The 20,464-nt window shown below is 31.8% G+C and carries 16 protein-coding genes; 3 read left to right on the forward strand and 13 right to left on the reverse strand.

Translation table 11 applies throughout. The features are described from left to right. The first annotated feature begins 8 nt into the window (after nt 1-8). Complete coding sequence (locus JM80_RS13825; RefSeq protein WP_038506481.1) at nt 9-1,172, forward strand: GNAT family N-acetyltransferase; 1,164 nt, start codon at nt 9-11, stop codon at nt 1,170-1,172. Nucleotides 1,173-1,186: 14 nt separating this feature from the next. Here JM80_RS13825 and JM80_RS13830 read toward each other — a convergent pair whose 3' ends face one another. From JM80_RS13830 to JM80_RS13875, 10 genes are all read right to left on the reverse strand, one after another. Beyond that, nucleotides 1,187-2,137 (reverse strand): hypothetical protein, encoded by a 951-nt coding sequence (locus JM80_RS13830; protein ID WP_144710619.1) that lies wholly within the window; start codon nt 2,135-2,137, stop codon nt 1,187-1,189. Nucleotides 2,138-2,141: 4 nt separating this feature from the next. After that, nucleotides 2,142-3,590 (reverse strand): MBOAT family protein, encoded by a 1,449-nt coding sequence (locus JM80_RS13835; protein ID WP_144710621.1) that lies wholly within the window; start codon nt 3,588-3,590, stop codon nt 2,142-2,144. 20 nt (nt 3,591-3,610) lie between these two features. Next, a complete protein-coding gene (locus tag JM80_RS13840; protein ID WP_144710623.1) occupies nt 3,611-4,792 on the reverse strand; it encodes an OmpA family protein in 1,182 nt (393 codons plus the stop codon). Nucleotides 4,793-4,901: 109 nt separating this feature from the next. Further along, nucleotides 4,902-6,047, reverse strand: coding sequence for an N-acetyl-alpha-D-glucosaminyl L-malate synthase BshA (gene bshA / locus JM80_RS13845; RefSeq protein WP_144710625.1), 1,146 nt, complete (start codon nt 6,045-6,047; stop codon nt 4,902-4,904). 18 nt (nt 6,048-6,065) lie between these two features. After that, the gene (locus JM80_RS13850; RefSeq protein WP_144710627.1) at nt 6,066-9,002 is read right to left on the reverse strand and encodes a glycoside hydrolase family 3 N-terminal domain-containing protein; all 2,937 of its coding nucleotides are present in this window, start codon (nt 9,000-9,002) and stop codon (nt 6,066-6,068) included. Nucleotides 9,003-9,090: 88 nt separating this feature from the next. Continuing rightward, nucleotides 9,091-9,573: a hypothetical protein gene (locus JM80_RS13855; RefSeq protein WP_013622166.1), complete on the reverse strand. Its 483-nt coding sequence runs from the start codon at nt 9,571-9,573 to the stop codon at nt 9,091-9,093. Nucleotides 9,574-9,641: 68 nt separating this feature from the next. Continuing rightward, entirely contained in the window at nt 9,642-10,433 is a 792-nt protein-coding gene (locus JM80_RS13860) for a (Fe-S)-binding protein (protein WP_144710629.1), read from the reverse strand. A 19-nt stretch (nt 10,434-10,452) separates the two neighbouring features. Next, entirely contained in the window at nt 10,453-11,787 is a 1,335-nt protein-coding gene (locus JM80_RS13865) for a (Fe-S)-binding protein (RefSeq protein WP_034644694.1), read from the reverse strand. 17 nt (nt 11,788-11,804) lie between these two features. Next, nucleotides 11,805-12,770 (reverse strand): MlaD family protein, encoded by a 966-nt coding sequence (locus tag JM80_RS13870; RefSeq protein WP_089119059.1) that lies wholly within the window; start codon nt 12,768-12,770, stop codon nt 11,805-11,807. Between the two features lie 33 nt (nt 12,771-12,803). After that, nucleotides 12,804-14,072, reverse strand: a complete 1,269-nt coding sequence (locus JM80_RS13875) for an N-acetylmuramoyl-L-alanine amidase (protein WP_144710631.1) — start codon at nt 14,070-14,072, stop codon at nt 12,804-12,806. Between the two features lie 103 nt (nt 14,073-14,175). On the opposite strand from JM80_RS13875, the gene JM80_RS13880 reads away from it, so the two are divergent. Beyond that, the gene (locus JM80_RS13880; RefSeq protein ID WP_255436815.1) at nt 14,176-16,875 is read left to right on the forward strand and encodes a putative LPS assembly protein LptD; all 2,700 of its coding nucleotides are present in this window, start codon (nt 14,176-14,178) and stop codon (nt 16,873-16,875) included. A gap of 62 nt (nt 16,876-16,937) precedes the next feature. Next, nucleotides 16,938-17,318 carry a RidA family protein gene (locus JM80_RS13885; RefSeq protein WP_144710635.1) on the forward strand — a complete coding sequence of 127 codons (381 nt, stop codon included), beginning with the start codon at nt 16,938-16,940 and terminating at the stop codon, nt 17,316-17,318. 81 nt (nt 17,319-17,399) lie between these two features. Here JM80_RS13885 and JM80_RS13890 read toward each other — a convergent pair whose 3' ends face one another. The 3 genes from JM80_RS13890 to pfkA form a co-directional block, all read right to left on the reverse strand. Continuing rightward, nucleotides 17,400-18,251 (reverse strand): hypothetical protein, encoded by an 852-nt coding sequence (locus JM80_RS13890; protein ID WP_013622159.1) that lies wholly within the window; start codon nt 18,249-18,251, stop codon nt 17,400-17,402. A gap of 86 nt (nt 18,252-18,337) precedes the next feature. Next, nucleotides 18,338-19,339, reverse strand: coding sequence for a type I glyceraldehyde-3-phosphate dehydrogenase (gap, locus tag JM80_RS13895; RefSeq protein ID WP_013622158.1), 1,002 nt, complete (start codon nt 19,337-19,339; stop codon nt 18,338-18,340). A gap of 21 nt (nt 19,340-19,360) precedes the next feature. Further along, the gene (gene pfkA, locus JM80_RS13900; RefSeq protein WP_144710637.1) at nt 19,361-20,347 is read right to left on the reverse strand and encodes a 6-phosphofructokinase; all 987 of its coding nucleotides are present in this window, start codon (nt 20,345-20,347) and stop codon (nt 19,361-19,363) included. Nucleotides 20,348-20,464 lie beyond the last annotated feature (117 nt).

The following is a 20,464-nucleotide window of genomic DNA, read 5'->3' on the forward strand; positions in this document are numbered from 1 at the left end:
AGTTTCTAATGACTTCAACCAATAAAATAATATTTAACACACACTTATTCAAAGGTAATTCTATCCCTTCTGTAGTTACTTCTCTTAACTATTTTAACGAGCAGGTAGACAACACTACTATTAACAATGATATAAACACTAAGAACTTATCTTTAAGTTTGGTCCCAAGTTATATTAAACTACATATAAAAGACGCAACAATAGCGCATAAAATAATAGCCCAGAACAATTGGGGTTATGCTATACATTTAAATTCAGATTCTACAATTGACACTTATTTACAACGTCAATTTAAATCTAAATACAGAAGTATAATTCGTAGATATGTAAACAGATTAGAAACCTGTTTCTCTGTAGAGTATAAATTGTATTACGGTGATATTTCTAAAGATAATTACGAGTTTATTTTTAACTCATTAAAAGAAATGATCGTAAATAGATTTAAGCAGCGAAATGAAGAAAACAAAGAACTGCATAAATGGGATATTTTATTAAATGAAACTTACGAGAAAATTAAAAATAAACAAGCTTCTCTTTTTGTTATTTATGATGAAGATAAACCTATAGAAATTTCATTAAACTATCATTTTGGTAAAATGTTATTTAGCACTATTTCTTCATACGATATTAACTATTCAAAATTTGGATTAGGCCATGTTGAAATATACAAGCAAGTAGAATGGTGCTGCAATAATAATTATGTACTTTATGAAATGGGAGTTGGCGGTATGGATTACAAAAGAAGATGGAGCGATACAATTTATAATTTTGAACACCATATAACCTATTCTAAAGCTAGTCTCCTGTCTAAAGTTAAAGGAAAAACAGAGATCTTTAAAATAAAGCTTAAAGAAAGTTTAAAGGCGAAAAAAATAAATGAAATAGTCCCTAGACTTAAAAACAAATTTCTAAAAGGAAAACAATTTAAAGAAACGCATAAAAACATTACTGTTTCTGCAATAACAAAAACCAAAGGTACAGAACAATTTAATTTAAATAGTTCAAAAGAAATTGTAATTGATACTACGGACTATAATTTTTTAAAAAAATATATGTATGACTTTGCTTATACAACTACAAAACACGTAGATACTATAAAAATATATCTAATAGCAGAGAACAATTACCTAATTATAAGTGAAAATGAATATCAAAAAGTTAGCAAAAAATAAAATAGTAATGACTATTATTTCACTAACTCAATATTTTCATTTTTAATGTAATTTACAATTTCGTCTGCTATAATTTCTCTTCCTAGATTATTCCAGTGCTGATCATAGATTAAAGTTTTAGGTTCTTTACTCTTTATAAAATCGGAACTAAAATCAATTGTTTTAAAGTTGTTTTGTTTTAAATAACTCAAAAATTCACTAGAACAAAGACTATAATCTAACAATAAAACATTTTTTTCTTTGTCGTAATTATATGTTTTTATTAGTTTTTTAAAATTCGCATGATATATAGCATCCTTATTAGTTTCTTTCACCTCAGGTGTTTTTACACCCTTTACAAAGTTAATTGTCGCTGCAATTTTATCTTTAATAGGGTCAAAAGCACCTATATCTTTTGCATAGACAATTAACTTGCTTTTTTTAAGCAATCTATTTACCGGTGTATCTAAAGATAATCTACCAGATACCTTATATTCCCCTGTAATTAAATCGTCTGTATACCTCATATAAATAACTACTCTGTCTATATCTTTAAACAGATGATTATAAGATGCTATTAAATTCAACTCCTCAGATAAATTATAGCCTGCATATCCAAATTCTAATACTTTTATATTGGGCAACTTTTTTTCTACCTTTCTACTAATTGAGTTTGTATAATTTTGATGAAATCCTTCAATAAACGAATCTCCAACAATAGCGACCTCTATACTGTCTTTAGATACTGTATAATCATCATAAACAGAATTAAATCCAAAATCATTAATTCTGTATGCTCCCACATTTTGTTTTCTATTTCCTGTAACCGAATATCCTTTTTGGTTTGGCACCCATTTTTCAACGCCATACTCATCTAAATATCGTTCTGGTCTTTCATTATGTAAATGAAAAACACGAACTAACAATTCTAAAGCAAGAACTAGCACTAAACTATATATTACAAATTTTAATATAACTCTTTTCATACTTCTAAAATTGAAAATAAATAAATGATCTATCTACACCATCGTCATAAAACAACAACATTAAAAACACCAATAGTACATAAACAAACAAACGAACATATCTATTTTTAAAGCCAATTGGCTTTCTCTCATTATTTCTTATAATGTATTCATAAACTATAAAAAATACAAGTAGCACTATATAATCTACTAATCTATATCCATTAGGATGTATGTATGGTATTCCCGAAAAACTTGATCCAATTCGTTTTAAATAAATAAAAGAGTCTGTAATAGTTTCACTTCTAAAAAAGACCCATCCAATTGTAACTAATATAAAAGTTAGCAATGTTCTGTATACATTAGATATCATTGCCAACACATTTAAACGGGTGTTTTTAACTTCTGCATATTTTCTATTGGTTCCTATTAAAAAACTAGGTAAAAATAATAATGCGTGAAAAAGTCCCCAGAAAATAAATGTCCAATTTGCTCCGTGCCAAAATCCACTAACCAAGAAAATAGCAAATACATTTCTTATTCCAACCATTTTAGAGCCTCTAGAGCCTCCTAACGGAATATAAAGATAATCTCTAAACCACGTAGACAAAGAAATATGCCAGCGTCTCCAAAACTCTCCTATGTTCTTAGAGAAGTAAGGGAATTTAAAGTTTGACATTAGCTCTATACCAAATAATTTAGCCGTACCTATAGCTATGTCTGAATACCCACTAAAGTCTCCGTAAATCTGAAAAGCAAAGAAAATAGCTCCCATAATTAATACCGGAGAAGATAAGGTACTATAATTAGAAAAAATATCATTTACTATGGGAGATAAAGAATCTGCTATTACCACTTTCTTAAACAAACCCCATAACATTAAGCGTAACCCATCTTTAGCTTCGCAATAATTAAAGCTTCTTTTTTTGAGTATTTGAGGTAGTAAATTAGAAGCTCTTTCTATTGGACCAGCAACCAGCTGAGGAAAAAAACTAACAAAAGCGCCAAATGCTATAAAATTCTTTGTGGGCTCTAAATTACGTTTGTACACATCTATTGTATAACTCAACGTCTGGAAAGTATAAAAACTAATACCAACTGGTAATATTATATTTAAAGTACCTATCTCTATTTCTTGTCCAAAAAAAGTAAATGCATCTACAAAACTTTCTACAAAAAAATTATAATATTTGAAAAAACCTAAAAAACCTAAATTAACAATAATACTAGTCCATAAATAAACTTTACGTTTACTTTCCTTTTCTTCCTTACCTAATAAAACACCTAAAGAATAATCTACCAAGGTACTAAATGCTATTAAGGATAAAAATCGCCAATCCCACCAACCATAAAACACGTAACTTGCTACTAATAACAAAAAGTTTTGTAATTGTAAGTTTTTATTTACTACAACCCAATACAGGAAAAACACTATTGGCAAAAAAATAGCAAAATCAATGGAATTAAAAAGCATTTAAATGTTGGTTTAGGTTACTATATTTTATCTACTGTAATTTCTATTCTACGGTTTATTTTATGTTCTTGTTCTGTGCAATAAACACCATCCTCACAATTATTTAAAAGTTCTTCTTCGCCAAATGCAGTGGCGTTTACTTTTTCTGATGACACGCCTTTAGACTCCAGGAAATCTAAAGATCTTTGCATTCTACGTTGAGATAACCACAAATTGTATTTGTCTGTACCTCTAGAATCTGTATAAGCACCAAGTTTAACAGTTACAGTTGGATTCTCAATTAGTAACTCTGCTATAGCTGCTAATATATTTTTAGAATCAGGATTTAAATAAGAGCTATTTAAAGCAAAAATTACACTTCCAAAACTATTAATTTTTGCTTGTAAATCTTCTCTTCTTTGTTTTTCTGCTGCAGCTTTCTCTTTTTCTACTTCTGCTAAACGTAATGCTTCTTGCTCCTTTTTAAGTCGCTCTGCAAGCAACCTAGCCTCTTCTTCTTGCTTTTTAGCTGCTGCTGTAGAATCTGCAACACGTTGCTGCTCTTTTAAAATTTCTTCTATCTGAGCTTGTTTTTCTAACCCTTTTTTAGAAAGACCTTTTTCTGCTTTAAATTGATATACAACACCAACTGCATGTTGCAAATGATTTGTTACCCCATCACCTTTATCCATTGCCCACTTACCAGAAGAGTTAAAGTCTAAACCAATACGTTCTGTAATCCAAGTTCTAAAACCTACAACTCCGTTATAAGTACCTCTTCCTTTGTTGTTTGCATCTGTGTAGCCTAAACCTACACCAATGTAAGGATCAAACCAAGCGGTTTCTCCTATAATTTTATTTAAATCGTAACTTACTCTACTATCAATAGCAAAATAATCTGTCTCCTCTAGGTTTACTGCCCCGTCTACTGTTTTACCTACTTTATATTTATTATAACTTCCTATAGCTTCAACACCAATTCCACTATTAAAATATTTTCCAATACTAATCCTAGAAGGAAAAGCTACTGCATTCCATTGCTTATCTAAATCTAATAATTCATCAAAAACATCTCCTGAATCATCTACAAAATTATATCCTAGACCAAACATCCAAGAATTTTTAACTATGCTATCTTTTGCTGTAAGTTGTAAATCTTGAGCCCAAATAGCGCCTACAGTGTGTAATAAAATAACAAATAAACTAACCTTAATCTTTTTCATAATCTAATTTTCTCAAATAAGATTATGAAGTTATTCTGTTACTAAACTACGCACAATAAAATCGTGTAAACAGTAGCTTTCATCGATGTAAAACAGCTTTTAACAAAACTTATTGATGTGTATTTTTGTAGTACTTTTTAAAGGCATCTTGGTAGATGTTTTCATAAAGCGGAAGAATATTAACTATATCAAACTTATGAGCTTCTTTTTCTGCATTGTCTTTAAAGGTATTTAAAGTTTCATCATCCTTTAAAATTTTAAGTGCATTAAAAGCCATACTATCTACGTCTCCAACATTGCTCATATACCCAGTAACACCATCTACATTAACTTCTGGTATACCTCCAGTATTACTAGATATTACAGGCACTCTATGCATCATTGCTTCTAAAGCTGCTAATCCAAAACTTTCTGTTTCTGAGGGCAATAAAAACAAATCTGTAAAACATAAAATACGATCTACTTCATTACTATTACCTAAAAATACCACCTTATCTTTTATTCCTAAATCTTCTGCCAATTGTTCTGCCTTAGCCTTTTCTGGCCCCTCACCTACCATAATTAACTTGGCAGCTGTTACATCTACAATTTTTTTAAATATTTGAACTACGTCTGGTATTCTCTTAACTTTTCTAAAATTACTAATATGAGTTATAATGCGCTCATCATCATTAGCCATTAAAGAACGTTGACAATCTGTATAATCTGCATTATAATTGCTCTTATCTATAAAATTAGGTACTACATTTATTTCTTTTTTAATATGAAAAAGATCTAATGTACTCTGTTTTAAATTTTCTGAAACTGAAGTAACAACTTCTGACTTATTTATACTAAATGTTACTGCTGGTTTGTAAAACGGATGCTTACCTACCAAGGTAATGTCTGTACCGTGTAATGTAGTTACCATAGGTATATAAATACCTTCCTCCTCTAACATTTTTTTAGCCATATAGCCTGCATATGCGTGCGGAATAGCATAATGTACATGCAACATTTCTATTCCAAAGAACTTAACCGTATCTACCAACTTACTAGACAAAGCAAGCTCGTAAGGTTGGTATTTAAATAATGGATATTCTGGTACATTTACTTCATGAAAATGTATACGTTCGTTTAACAACTCTAGCCTAACTGGCTGTCTATAAGTTACAAAATGTATTTCATGACCTCTATTTGCAAGGGCAATTCCTAACTCAGTGGCAACTACACCACTTCCCCCAAAGGTTGGGTAACAAACTATAGCTATTTTCATTCTAGCAAAATTAATATTTTAATTTAGTATAGCGTCGTAAATTATCTGCTGAATTCTGGTTCTTAACCCAGATTTAACTAAAAGATTGTTGTTTTGGGTAGGATAAGTTCTGTTTGATAAAAATACATACACTATTTCTTCTTCTGGATCTGCCCATGTATAAGTACCTGTAAAACCACTATGTCCAAAACTTTTTCTGGAAACACAGCCACAAGTAGAACCAGATCCTTTTAACTGTGGCTTATCAAAGCCTACACCTCTACGGACATCCTCATCACAAAAGTAACATGTATTAAACTTCTTTATTGTTCGTTCGTTAAAGTACCGTTTACCACCATAATAACCACCTTGCAAGTACATTTGCATAATTTTAGCCACATCATTAGCGTTACTAAACAAACCTGCATGACCTCCTACTCCACCTTGCATAGCTGCTCCCATATCATGTACATATCCTTGTACGGTTGCGTAACGGTAATAATTATCTTTTTCTGATGGCACTATCATATCTTTAGAAAACTTCTCTAAAGGGTTGTATGCTGTACGGTTTGATCCTATTGGTTGGTACAAAAAATTATCTACCAACTTGTCTAAATCATCATTATAAGTATCTTCTATATATTTTTTAAAAACATAGTAGCCTACGTCACTATATCTATACCTATTAGATTTTAGGTCTTGCCTACCAATTCTATTGTAAATTGAATCTTTATAAGCTTTTGTTAAGTATAAATGATCAAAAACTTTGTACGGATAGTCATCTGACTTTTTACTGCTATAAAATTCTCTAGAGGGTTTTCTATGATCGTCTAAAGTACTTACATAAAAAGCAATCCAAGCTGGTAGCCTACCGTAGTGAGACAAAGCTTTTAGTACCGTAACATCTTTTAACTCTGTATCTGCATATTCCGGAATTAGATCTTTAAACGTATTATTTAACGCTATTTTATTCTCTTCTTCCATTTTCATAATCATAGGTAGTGTTCCTAAAATTTTGGTTACAGAGGCAAGGTCATATATATAATTATTTGTTATTTTTTCATTAGACTCGTATGTGGGTTTTCCAAAACTTTTATGGTAAACTACTTTTCCTTTACGAGCTACTAAAACCTGTGCTCCAGGAAACATTAAAGAGTCTATACCCGCAGATACCAGTGTATCTATTCTTTGTAAACCATATGTACTTAAGCCTACACGCTCAGGATAATCATACCCTAACCTTTTTAATGATTCAAATTTTACTCCCGTCCCTACCGGATAAGTATTACTTATAGAAACTGGTAAGCTACCTTTTGCTCCTATAGCTCCAAAAAGCATTTGTGCTGTTTTTTGCTGCGCTATAGCACTATTTTGATACCCCAAAACAACAGCGTCAATTGTAGACAAATCTTTGTTTAAAAGTGTATAGGGTTTAGCAAAATTTACTAAAATAGAATTTGATGTTCTTAATGCTGAAACTGCTTTTACAATTTCGGCATCTTTAGTTGAAAGTTGATACGATTTCCAAGGACTACCATTACTTTTATGATGCCCAATAATTATAAGGTTGTACTGCTGCAACTTTTGAAGTAAAATTTGAAGATTATCTTCCTTTACTTCTGTTACTGTAGTATATTTTTTAAGCTCCTGTAAAAAATCTTCGCCAGAAGCATCTCCTAAACTTAAATAAGCTATTTTTTTGTTTTCTAATTTAACAACTGGTAATAGATCTAACTTATTTTTAACAACTGTAATAGCCTCTTCTATTGCCTCTTCATACACCAAGTCATTACTTAATGTATTTAAATCTTCATACAAATTCTTAAGACTTACCAAATTGTGGTTATGTAAATCTGCTTTATACTTTGCTTTTAATATTTTTTTTACTGAATGTGCTAAACGCTTTTCAGTTATAACCCCATAATTGTAGGCTTCAATTATTTTTTCTTTTCCTTTTGCTACATCTAAGGGCATTAATAAAATGTCATTACCAGCCATAAAAGCTGTTAAATCTGCGTCTCCAGGATCTGTATGGGTTGCAACACCTTTCATATTTAAGGCATCTGTAAAAACTAACCCTTTATACTGTAGTGTTTTTTGCAATAAATTAGTTACTATATTTTCTGATAATGAAGAAGGGTAATTTGGTCTAGTTTCTAGACTTGGAATATTTAGGTGCGCTACCATTACACTACTTAATTTTCCGTGATTTATGAGTTCTTTAAACGGATAAAGCTCTATACTATCTAACCTTTCTTTACTAAAATTGATTACAGGTAATGTTTTATGAGAATCTGTTGCTGTATCTCCGTGTCCAGGAAAGTGCTTACCGCTAGACAATATACCTGCTTTTTCAAACCCGTTTACAAAGGCTATTCCCTTTTTTGCAACATTTCTCTTATCTTCTCCAAAAGATCTATTTCCTATAATTGGATTTAATGGGTTTGTATTTATATCAATATCAGGAGCAAAATTAATGTGCACACCCATACGTTTAGAGTGCTTACCAATTTGCGCTGCTACTTTTTCTACTACTGCATTGTTTTTTATGGCACCAAGAGTCATATTCCAAGGAAATGCATAAGTAGAGTCTAAACGCATTGCCAAACCCCACTCTGCATCCATACCTATTAATAAAGGTATTTTTGCTGCTTTTTGATAACTATTAGTCAATTTAGCCTGCCGTACAGGTCCGCCTTTAGAAAAAATGACACCGCCAATATTTTCTTTAACTATAAGCTCTTTTATTTTATCTGTTTGCTGTTTATTTTGGTTTGATGCAACACTAACCATAAACAACTGCCCTACTTTTTCATCTAAAGTCATTGCATTGTACTGCGCATCTACCCATTTTTTTTGTAAAATAGAATCCTTTGTTAATAAGGGATCTAATGTAGTAACCAAAGAATCTAACTCTTGAGCATTAACTACTAAAAAACTAAAAAAAAATAAGGAAAATGAAACTAATAACCGCATAAACGAATGTAAAACAGGTTTGTTTTTAAGTAAATCTGTAGGTTAAGAACTTTACTTAGTAAGTATAAAAGATTTGGGGAACTTTATATTACATAAACCTACTGTGCCAACTTTCTTCTGCTGGAACTTCCCAGTGGTTTAAATACTCGTGCTTATTAGCTACAAGGTTATTAAATACAATAGTTTTTTTAGAGACCGATTTATTTTTAGCCATCTTTTTAAAGTCTACCAAAGTTTTGTAAGCTACAAATTCTCCTTGTTTGTAAGACACGTTCATCTTATCTAACAAATCTATATTATATTTTTGCTCTAAACTTTGAATAAAACGTACTGAAGCATCTATAGAACAACCTGTTGCCGAAGCATTGGTTTGATCTAAACCTAATACTATAAAACGTTTGTATTTTATTTCATAACCTGCAGTTAGGTTACTACCGTGAGCAGTCCAATCTACTATAAAAGCATCTAAACCCTCTTTTATCTCAGCTAACTCTTCTGGAGTTAAAGACCTATTGGCCTGGTATATCCAAATACGAGATGTATCTGGCAAATCTTTAAAATCTACTAGCATAATTATTTTATTAAAAGTAAATAGACGTTTATTTTTTATAAAACTTCCAATCTACCTAGAAGATTATTTTACAAATCTTCTGCTTTAGCAATAAGTTCTGCAATATCCAAAACTTCTACTTCTCCTTCTTTTTCTTTACTCTTAACACCGTCTGTCATCATTGTATTGCAAAAAGGACACCCAGCGGCAATAATTTCTGGTTTTGTACCCAAAGCCTGCTCTGTACGCTCTACATTAACATCTTTGTTACCATTTTCTGGTTCTTTAAACATTTGCGCTCCACCAGCACCACAACACAATCCTTTTTTCTTGCAGTTTTTCATTTCTACAAGTTCAGCATCAAGCTTACGTATTAGGTCTCTTGGTGCTTCATAAACACCATTTGCTCTACCTAAATAACAAGGGTCATGAAAAGTAATACGTTTTCCTTTATACTGTCCGCCTTCCATAGTAATTCTACCTTCAGCCAATAAATCTTTTAAAAACTGCGTATGGTGAACTACTTCATAGTTACCACCTAACCCTGGGTATTCATTTTTTATAGTATTAAAACAGTGCGGACAAGCTGTAACTACTTTTTTAACTTCATAAGCATTCATTACCTCTATATTGGTAACTGCTTGCATTTGAAATAAAAATTCATTTCCTGCTCTTTTTGCTGGATCACCTGTACAGCTTTCTTCTGTTCCTAAAACAGCAAAACTAACGTTTGCTTTATTTAAAATTTTTACAAATGCTTTGGTAATTTTTTTTGCTCTATCGTCAAAACTTCCTGCACATCCAACCCAAAATAAAACTTCTGGTTGTTTACCCTCGGCAAATAACTCTGCCATTGTTGGCACTTTTAATTCGTTACTCATAAATATTTTGGATTTCTATTTAAGATTCGTTTTTCCAGTTTAACCTATCCATTTGATTAAATGGCCAAGGCGCTCCGTTGTTTTCTATATTCCCCATCATATTATTTAAGTCTGATGGTGCTGCAGACTGCTCCATTACCAAGTAACGACGCATATCCATAATTATAGATAAAGGGTCTATACTAACAGGACAAGCCTCTGTACAAGCATTACATGATGTACACGCCCATAGCTCTTCTTCTGTAATATAATCTCCCAGCAATTGTTTGCCGTCTGCTACAAACTCGCCTTTATTTTTGTCTATATTATTACCTACTTCCTGAAGCCTATCTCTGGTATCCATCATTATCTTTCTTGGTGATAATAATTTACCTGTTTGGTTTGCAGGACACTCACTAGTACATCTACCACATTCTGTACAGGTATATGAATTTAACAACTGTACCCAGTTTAAATCTGTAACATCTGATGCACCAAATTTATCTGGTTCAGCAGCCTCATCTGCTCCTTCAGCAGGTGCTGCAAAAGGATCTGCATCTGGATCCATCATCATTTTAACCTCTGCTGTTACTGCTTCAAGGTTATCTAATTGTCCTTTTGGCTTTACTTTTCCGTAGTATGTATTAGGGAAAGCTAATAAAATATGTAAGTGCTTAGAATAATAAAGGTAATTTAAGAAAAGTAATATACCAATAATGTGCAACCACCATGCAGAACGTTCTACAACTATTAAACTAGCCTCTGACATACCGCTAAAAATTGGAGCTATAAACTGACTAACAGGAAATGACCCTGCTTTAACATAGTGTAGTGCATCTATAGTTTGTAATTGAAAATCTGCTGCATTCATTGTTAAAAAAAGCGTCATTAAAACAAACTCTATATACAATATAAGGTTACCATCTTTTTTAGGCCAACCTTTCATTTCTGGCTTTAAAAAACGTTGAATTTTTATAACATTTCTTCTTACCCAAAAGATAACAACCGAAACAATTACTAAAAACGCTAAAATTTCAAAAGAACCAATTAACACATCATAAACAACACCTAATGGCGCAAAAATACGGTGTGTACCAAGCAATCCGTCTAAAATAATTTCTAGCACTTCTATATTAATAATTATAAAACCAACGTATACAACAATGTGTAAAATACCTGCAACAGGACGCACAACCATTTTGGTTTGTCCTAATGCAATACGTGCCATATTTTTCCAGCGTTGTGGTTTGTTATCACTTACATCTACATCTTTTCCTAATTTAATATTACGAGAAAGTGCTTTTACGTTTTTAGCAAAAAATCCTATACCAGCAACTAATACTAGTAAGAAAATAATGTTGGGAAGGTAATCCATATATAATAGTTAGTTATTTAGTTTTTTAAAGTATCTGCAGGGTCATTTTCTGGTAATGTATATTCTTTTTGTTTTTTACCAAAAACAGAAACATTTACATAACGTTTAGGGTTTAATCTAAAATCTTGTAATAGTAAATCTAACTCTTTAGATGCGCCTGCCAGATTGTTGTAAAGTTCTTCATTGTTCATTAATTTTCCTAATGAACCCTCACCTTTATCTATTTTAGTTAGCAAATTATCTAAGTTAGTAACCGTTTTTTGCAACCCTGCAATGCTTTTATCTAGCTCTGCTTCAGACAATGAGGTAGATATTTTAGCAAAATCATCTGTTATTTTTTTTATATTAGCCAAAGAGCCTTCTAAATCTTCTTTGTTATTGGCCATTAAACTATTTAAAGAGTTTGTAGTTACTTTAAAACTCTTTATTAAATCATTTAAACCAGCTATACTACTTTGTAAATCCTTTTTTGTTTTAGCATCTAAAACATCATTTACATTTATTAAAAGTGAATCTGCATTAGAAATAGCTCCTTCTACCTTTGTTTGCAATGGTGCCAGGTTTTGTTGTACAAGATCTGTTAACCCTGGTTTTGTTTTAGTCACCAAAGTATCACCAGACTCTGCCATTTTTGCGTTATCAAAAACAGGTATTATCTGAATTCCTTTTCCTCCAATAATACCAGTATCATACAATTCTGCTATACTATTTTTAGAAAACTGAAAATCACTATCTACAGTAAAAGTTACCATTAACTTTCCTGTTTTATCTTTAAACCTAATGTCATTTACCTTACCTACAGAAAATCCGTTTATAGAAACCTGCGTACCTGGTTGCAGACCTCCAACATCATCATAAACTGCATAAAATGTTTTACTATTATCAAACAACGGCGTTGCTTTTAGGTAGCTAAAACCTAATATAAATAGCAATATTCCGCCAATAACAATTATTCCTGTTTTTAATTCTCTAGATAGTTTCAATAGAAATATGTTTTACTCTAAATTTAATTAGAATTATTCTTTTAATTGTTTAATAGCATCCTCTACATTAATACGCTTGCCATCTTTATAGGCAACTATGTAAGAAGATGTGTATCCTTTTATATCTGCATTACTCTTTATTAATTTAGCATCATAATACGTTTTAGCGTTACCTGTCATATAACGAAATAAACTATTAACTGGTTCTTTTGTTAACGCATTAAGTCCTTTAAAATTATCTGGTTTTAAAGGTATAGATTTTCCGCTTGCAAAAAGCTGCACTCTAAATTCTATAGTACTTTTTTTTGTCGTTGCTAAGGTTGTTTTAGCTTCTTCTTGTGCTTTTTTTACTATTACAGGTTCCTTAATAGCTGGCTTTTTAGTAACTACTACATCTTTTTCTATAACTTCTTCTACTTCTTTTTTAACAGTAGTTGGTACAACCTCTTTGGTTACTTGTGGCTCTGGCGTATTACCAGTAGCTGCCAAAGCATTAGCCACCAACTGATCCATATAACCAACAACAGCCTCTGCTATTGCAGTTCCCATTTCTAATTGCCCAGATCTAGAATTTAAATAAGCACCTTCATTTTTATTGGTTAAAAAACCTGTTTCAATTAAAACGCTAGGCATAAAGGTTTGGTGTAACACTATAAACCCAGCTTGTTTAACCTTACGGTCTGTTCTTTTTAATTTGTTAGAAAACTTATCTTGCAACAATTTTGCCAAAGCAATACTTTGGTCTAAAAACTCTTCTTGCATTATAGTTAAACCAATTACAGACTCTGGAGAATCTATATTATACTCAGAGTATTTAGCCTGGTAATTATCTTCTAAATAAATAACAGAGTTCTCTTTTTTAGCAATTTCAAAATTTTGCTTATTAGCGTGTAACCCCAAAACAAAAGTACCCGCACCGTGAGCATCTGATGTGTGAGAATCACAATGTACAGAAACAAACAAGTCTGCATTTGCTTTATTGGCTATTTCTCCGCGCTCAAACAAATCTACAAAGGTATCGTCCTTTCTGGTGTATATTACTTTAATGTTTGGGTTTTGAGATAATAACTCCCCTGCCTTTAAAACAATATTTAATGCTATATTTTTTTCTAAGTAACCATTTCCCAAGTTTCCTGGGTCATGACCACCGTGACCAGCGTCTAAAACAACTACAAATTTATCTTGCGCTGTAGTAGAATTGTAATTAATGCTAAAAGATGAAAGTAAAAAAGTAAGCAGCAATAGTCTAATTGATGAAAAGCTGTTAAATTTTAATATATAATTATTAAATGTTTTATTCATTTAGGTTAAATTTATTCTAATGCGTATTTTAAAATAAAAAATATGCGTAAGTTTGAAGCCCAAAACGACGAGCCAAATCAATACAAAAATAGGATTTATAGCCTTGCAATCAAATAAACATCGTTTACTTTTTTCTTTACTCCTGTTTTTAGGGGTTTTAAGCCTATCTGCACAGGAAGATAAGGTAATACCACTAACTATAAAGAAACAAAAAGACACTATAGTAGCACCATTAATTCCTGCAGATATCTTAGGTGCCCCTGTCAAAAAAGATAGTATTATACAAGATTCTACCTCTAAAAAAGAGCCTTTACTTGCAGATATTGTAAAAAGAAAAGCAGAAGGTTATATGCGTTATGACCGTAAAGAGGGTAAAATTTACCTATATGATAAAGCTGAACTTTACTACCAAGATACAGAGTTAAAAGCGGGTATTATAATTATGGATCTTGCTAAAAACGAAGTTTATGCTGGCCGTATTAAAGACTCTACTGGAGTTTACTCTCAGCTACCAGATTTTAAACAAGGAAACCAAATTGTTAAACCAGACTCTATAAGGTTTAATTTTGATACACAAAAGGCACTTATATGGAATTCTAGAACAGAGCAACAAGCTGGTTTAGGAAGCATAGGTAGTGATGCTATGAAAGTGTATGCAGAGAAAACAAAAAAGGAAAACGACTCTGTTTATTTTATGAGTAGAGCTAAAATTACTACATCTAACGATACTATAAATCCAGACTATTATATACTTGTACGTAAAGGTAAATTTGTACCCGGAAAAAAAATGATTGCAGGTTATAGTAATATGTTTATTGCAGATGTACCTACACCAATTGCATTACCGTTTGCTTATTTTCCTATGACAACTGGTAATACTGCAGGCTTAATTTTTCCAACTTTTGGTAGTGATCCAGACAGAGGGTATTTTTTACAAAATGGTGGTTATTATTTTCCTATTAATGATTATGTAGATTTAACACTACAAGGAGACTTTTACACCAATGGTAGTTACGGTTTTAGAGGGCAGTCCGTCTACACTAAACGTTACAAATACAAGGGAAATGTTAATATTAGATTTGAGAACCAGATAAATAGTCAAAAAGGATTTGAAGACTACAGCAGGTCTACAAATTACAACATACAAATATCACACACGCAAGATCCTAAAAATAACCCTAACTCCAGGTTATCTGCAAATGTAAACCTTGGTAGTAGTGATTATTACAGGAGTTCGTTAAACCAATACAACGTACCCAATACCCAAAATAACAACTTATCATCTTCTGTTTCCTATTCCAAAACGTTTCCGGCATACCCGTCTGTAAACCTTAGTTTAACAGCTACTCATAACCAAAACACCAATACAGACGTTATTAACTTAACGCTACCTACAATGCAAGCAAGTATGGAGCGTATTTTTCCGTTTGCAAAAAAAGATGGCTTAAAAAAAGGGATCATACAAAACATCAATTTTCAATATGATGTTAATGCGCAAAACCAAATAACAACAGTAGATTCACTTTTCTTTAAGTCTGAAATGTTTGATGATGCAAGAGTTGGAGCAAGACACAGAATACCTATTAGCACTAATTTTAAACTTTTTAAACAGTTAAGTGTTAGTCTTGGTGGATCTTATGAAGATATTTGGACGCTAGAAACCTATAACAAGTCTTATGATGAAACTACAGAAGAAGTAGTATCTGAAAAAATAAATGGCTTTGACCGCTACAACAAATACAGCTTTAGTGCTAGTTTAGGAACAACAGTGTACGGTACTTGGACTTTTGATGAAAGCAAAAACATACAAGCTATAAGGCATACAATGCGTCCATCTATTGGTTATAGTTACTCTCCTTCTTTTGAAGAAACTTATGATGAGTATATGAATGCTGATGGAGAATACATACAGTACAGTAGGTTTGAAGGAACTTTAAATGGTGCACCTGGCTTAACACAAAGTAGCGCTCTAAGTTTTTCTTTACAAAATACGCTAGAGGCAAAAGTAAAAGATAAAGACTCTACCGCAACAGAGCCTAAAAAAATATCATTATTAAGTAGTTTTAATATTTCTACTAATTATAATTTTCAAGCAGACTCTCTACGTTTAAGTCCGTTTAGGGTAAATGGTGGTACTACTATTTTAAACAAAAAAATGTCCATTAACTTTTCTGCAAATCTAGATCCTTACGCAATAGATAACAAAGGCACCAGAATTAATACTCTAAATATTAATAACGGTGGTAGCTTATTTAGACTTACCACAGCAAGAGCCAACATTGGATACTCTTTAAGTAGTAAAATGTTTGATAAGGATAAAGATAATGAGGATGACAATAAGGACAACGGAGACTCTTATGTTGCCGCCAGTGGTGGTAGAACAGATGACTTATTTGGAACCGCAGATAATTTTAATGGCAGGCCAGGAAACCTTAATGATAATGAAGACGAAGAGGTTAAAGAAAATCCGTTATACAAAAACACAATTCCTTGGGATATAAGGCTTGCCTATGCCGTAAGCTATAGCAACCCCAACAGACAGGATGAAATTAGCAACCACTCTTTAATGTTTTCTGGTAATGTAGATTTAACTCCTAGATGGAAAGTTGGAGTATCATCTGGTTACGATTTTAAAAACCAAGGTTTTTCTTTAACACAATTGCGTTTTGAAAGAGATTTAAAGAGTTTTAGACTTAACTTTAACTGGACTCCTTTTGGTACTTATGAAAGATGGTATTTCTTTATAGGAATTAAGAGCAGTATACTTAAAGACCTTAAATGGGAACAAAGAAGCCAGAGATAAAACAACATTTATTTCTAAAGTATTCTTCTTCTTTTTAAAATAATTAAAAACACTTAATTAAGATGAAAAAAATTATTACAACTACAAATGCACCTGCTCCAATTGGGCCATATAACCAAGCTGTATTAACAGGTAACACTTTATACATATCCGGACAAATACCTATTGACCCAAAAACAGGAAATTTAATAGAAGGTGATATTAAAGCTGAAACTAAACAAAGTATGGAAAACTTAAAAGCTATACTTACAGAAGCTGAAATGACATTTGAAAACGTAGTAAAATCTTGCATATTTGTTAATGATATGCATCAGTTCTCAGAAATTAATGAAGTATACGGTTCTTATTTTAATGCAGATACAGCACCGGCAAGAGAGACTGTAGAAGTAGAAAATTTACCTAAGTTTGTAAATGTAGAAATATCTATGATTGCCGTAAAATAAAATTTAATTAGTAAGTATAAAAAAAGCGCAATCCATTACAGATTGCGCTTTTTTACTTATGTGTTATTTTCACTCTCTTTTTTACAAGTTACTTTTATGAAAATCTACCAATCCTTCAATTGGTCTTCTTCTAATAACTCCTAAAATAAGGTCGTTTCTTTCTATAACTTTAGCCAACTCTTCTCTTAAAAAATAAGATATACTACCTACAAAATTTACAGGTACTTTAGTTGCCAAATCAAACTGCATAACATTATTATTAATAAACTGCTGTAAGCCTTTATTAATAACACCTTTACAATAAGGGTGCTCTTTGTTTTCTATTATAAACTTAGCAAAAGTTGCCAAGTATGTGTTAGGGTTTGGCTGCTTATATAAATTTTCTTTAATAAGATCTGCTTCTAAATCATATTCAGATGCAAATTTGTCTGCCAAATCTTTAGGGATTTTATGAAAATAATAATCTCTCAACAATTTTCTTCCAAAGAAATTACCACTACCATCATCCATTAAAATATACCCTAGAGATGTTACTTTTTGGTGTACTTTTTCACCATCATAATAACTACAATTAGAACCAGTACCTAATATACATACAATACCAGGATCTCCTAACTTAGTAGTAGCGTGTATTGCTGCATAGGTATCTTCTTTTACTTGTGCCTCTGCATTAGGAAAAAAGGATTTAAAAATATCTTTTAAAAACAAACGCATACGCTCTGTACCACAACCTGCTCCGTAAAAAAACAGCTTAGTTACTTTTTCTTTGTTTTTAGATAATTCAAAATTATTTGCCAGTCTGTCTTCTATAACTTCTCTGGTTAAAACTTCTGGACTTAAACCTAATGTTTGCGTCACAAATAACTGGTCACCTTTATCATCTAAGGCTATCCAATCAGACTTTGTAGCACCGCTATCTACAATTAAAATCATACGTTATTACTTAAAATTAATGTATCCTGAAAATAAGTTACTACCTACCAATTCTCAGGATACTATATCACAATTATAAAATGGATTTATAAGCTAGCTACGTGCTGAGCTAAATCTACTAATTTATTAGAATAACCAGCTTCATTATCATACCAAGAAATAATTTTAAAGAAAGTTGAGCTTAACTCAATTCCTGCTCCAGCATCAAAAACACTAGTTTGTGCTTCTCCTACAAAATCTTGAGAAACCACATCTTCTTCAGTATATCCTAAAACACCTGCTAATTCTCCTTCAGAAGCAGCTTTAAATACCTTTTTAATTTCTTCATAAGAAGTCTCTTTTTTAACTCTTACAGTTAAATCTACTACAGAAACATCTGGTGTAGGAACTCTAAAAGCCATACCAGTTAATTTTCCATTTAATTCTGGAATAACCTTACCTACCGCTTTTGCTGCACCTGTAGAAGAAGGAATAATATTTGCCATTGCAGATCTACCTAATCTATAATTTTTTCTAGATGGAGAATCTACAACAAACTGAGTAGAAGTACTTGCGTGGATAGTAGTCATTAAAGCTTCTTCTATACCAAAATTATCATTTAAAACTTTGGCTACAGGAGCTAAACAGTTTGTAGTACAAGATGCATTAGATACAATTAAGTCTGATGCTTTTGCTTCTGTATGGTTTACACCCATTACAAACATTGGCGCGTCTGCAGAAGGTGCAGAAATAACCACTTTTTTAGCACCACCATCAATATGCAATTGTGCTTTTTCTAAAGTTGTAAAAATACCAGTACACTCAGCTACAACTTCTGCTCCAGCTGCATCCCATTTAATATCTTTAGGATCGCGTTCTGCAGTAATACGAACAACTTTTCCGTTTACTACTAAATTACCATCATTTACTTCAACAGTACCATCAAACTTTCCGTGAACAGAATCATACTTTAAAAGGTATGCTAAATGTTCTACATCTAATAAATCATTAATTGCAACAACATCTACGTCACCTCTTTTTATTGTTGTTCTGAAAACCAACCTACCTATTCTTCCAAATCCGTTGATTCCTATTTTTAAATTTGACATTTTCTTACTTTTTGTTATTAATTATGTTGACATTATGTCTGAAACTCTAATGAGTTCTTTATCTATTTTTGTGTGTCCCTTTATAGCTTGTTCTATTGGTGTAAGTATTAATTTGTTGTCTTGTATACCAACCATTAAGTTGCTTTTACCTTCTAACAAAGCTTCTACAGCCCTTACCCCCATTCTACTTGCCAATACACGATCAAAACAAGAAGGTGTTCCTCCACGCTGCATATGACCTAGTACAGATACACGCACATCATATATTGGTAAATTTTCTTCTACATATTCTTTAAGTTCAAAAACATTTTTACCCGTTTTATCTCCTTCTGCAACAATTACAATACTAGAAGATTTACCAGATTTTTTGCTTCGTTTTAAAGACTCTAACAAACGCTCTAAACCAAGGTTTTCTTCTGGTATTAATATTTCTTCTGCTCCTGCTCCAACACCTGCATTAAGTGCAATATGCCCAACATCTCTACCCATAACTTCTACAAAGAAAAGTCTGTTATGAGAACTAGCTGTATCTCTAATTTTATCTATAGCGTCTACAACTGTGTTTAAAGCTGTATCAAAACCTAAAGTATAGGTTGTGCCAAAAATATCGTTATCTATAGTACCAGGTATGCCTATTACAGGAAAATCATATTCCTTATTAAATATCATTGCTCCGGTAAAGCTACCATCACCACCAATTACAACAAAAGCATCTATATTGTTAGCTACAAGATTATCATAAGCTTGCTTACGACCTTCTGGTGTTCTAAAAGAATCTGAACGTGCAGACTTTAATATAGTACCACCTTTATTAATAATGTTATTTACACTACGGGCATCCATTGGTTTAAAGTCTCCCGCAACCATACCTTCATACCCTCTATAAATACCTACACACTCTACTTTTAAATAAGCACAAGTACGTACTACAGATCTAATTGCTGCGTTCATTCCTGGAGAATCTCCTCCAGAAGTAAATACTGCTATTTTTTTAATTTTTGATGCCATTTATTAATTTATTGTAGTAAAGCTAGGAAACTTATTTTAATAAATTAGTGCTAATAACCCTAAATTTTGACACAGCTAAAACTTCAAACGTTTTCGTTAATAAGTTTTACCAAAAGC

The organism is Cellulophaga sp. RHA_52, from assembly GCF_007827205.1.
Lineage (GTDB): Bacteria > Bacteroidota > Bacteroidia > Flavobacteriales > Flavobacteriaceae > Cellulophaga > Cellulophaga lytica.

Excerpts from the sequence above, each read along its gene's own strand:
- JM80_RS13825 (WP_038506481.1), top strand. The coding sequence starts at position 9 with ATGACTTCAACCAATAAAATAATATTTAACACACACTTATTCAAAGGT.
- JM80_RS13830 (WP_144710619.1), bottom strand. The coding sequence starts at position 2,137 with ATGAAAAGAGTTATATTAAAATTTGTAATATATAGTTTAGTGCTAGTT.
- JM80_RS13835 (WP_144710621.1), bottom strand. The coding sequence starts at position 3,590 with ATGCTTTTTAATTCCATTGATTTTGCTATTTTTTTGCCAATAGTGTTT.
- JM80_RS13840 (WP_144710623.1), bottom strand. The coding sequence starts at position 4,792 with ATGAAAAAGATTAAGGTTAGTTTATTTGTTATTTTATTACACACTGTA.
- bshA (WP_144710625.1), bottom strand. The coding sequence starts at position 6,047 with ATGAAAATAGCTATAGTTTGTTACCCAACCTTTGGGGGAAGTGGTGTA.
- JM80_RS13850 (WP_144710627.1), bottom strand. The coding sequence starts at position 9,002 with ATGCGGTTATTAGTTTCATTTTCCTTATTTTTTTTTAGTTTTTTAGTA.
- JM80_RS13855 (WP_013622166.1), bottom strand. The coding sequence starts at position 9,573 with ATGCTAGTAGATTTTAAAGATTTGCCAGATACATCTCGTATTTGGATA.
- JM80_RS13860 (WP_144710629.1), bottom strand. The coding sequence starts at position 10,433 with ATGAGTAACGAATTAAAAGTGCCAACAATGGCAGAGTTATTTGCCGAG.
- JM80_RS13865 (WP_034644694.1), bottom strand. The coding sequence starts at position 11,787 with ATGGATTACCTTCCCAACATTATTTTCTTACTAGTATTAGTTGCTGGT.
- JM80_RS13875 (WP_144710631.1), bottom strand. The coding sequence starts at position 14,072 with ATGAATAAAACATTTAATAATTATATATTAAAATTTAACAGCTTTTCA.
- JM80_RS13885 (WP_144710635.1), top strand. The coding sequence starts at position 16,938 with ATGAAAAAAATTATTACAACTACAAATGCACCTGCTCCAATTGGGCCA.
- JM80_RS13890 (WP_013622159.1), bottom strand. The coding sequence starts at position 18,251 with ATGATTTTAATTGTAGATAGCGGTGCTACAAAGTCTGATTGGATAGCC.
- gap (WP_013622158.1), bottom strand. The coding sequence starts at position 19,339 with ATGTCAAATTTAAAAATAGGAATCAACGGATTTGGAAGAATAGGTAGG.
- pfkA (WP_144710637.1), bottom strand. The coding sequence starts at position 20,347 with ATGGCATCAAAAATTAAAAAAATAGCAGTATTTACTTCTGGAGGAGAT.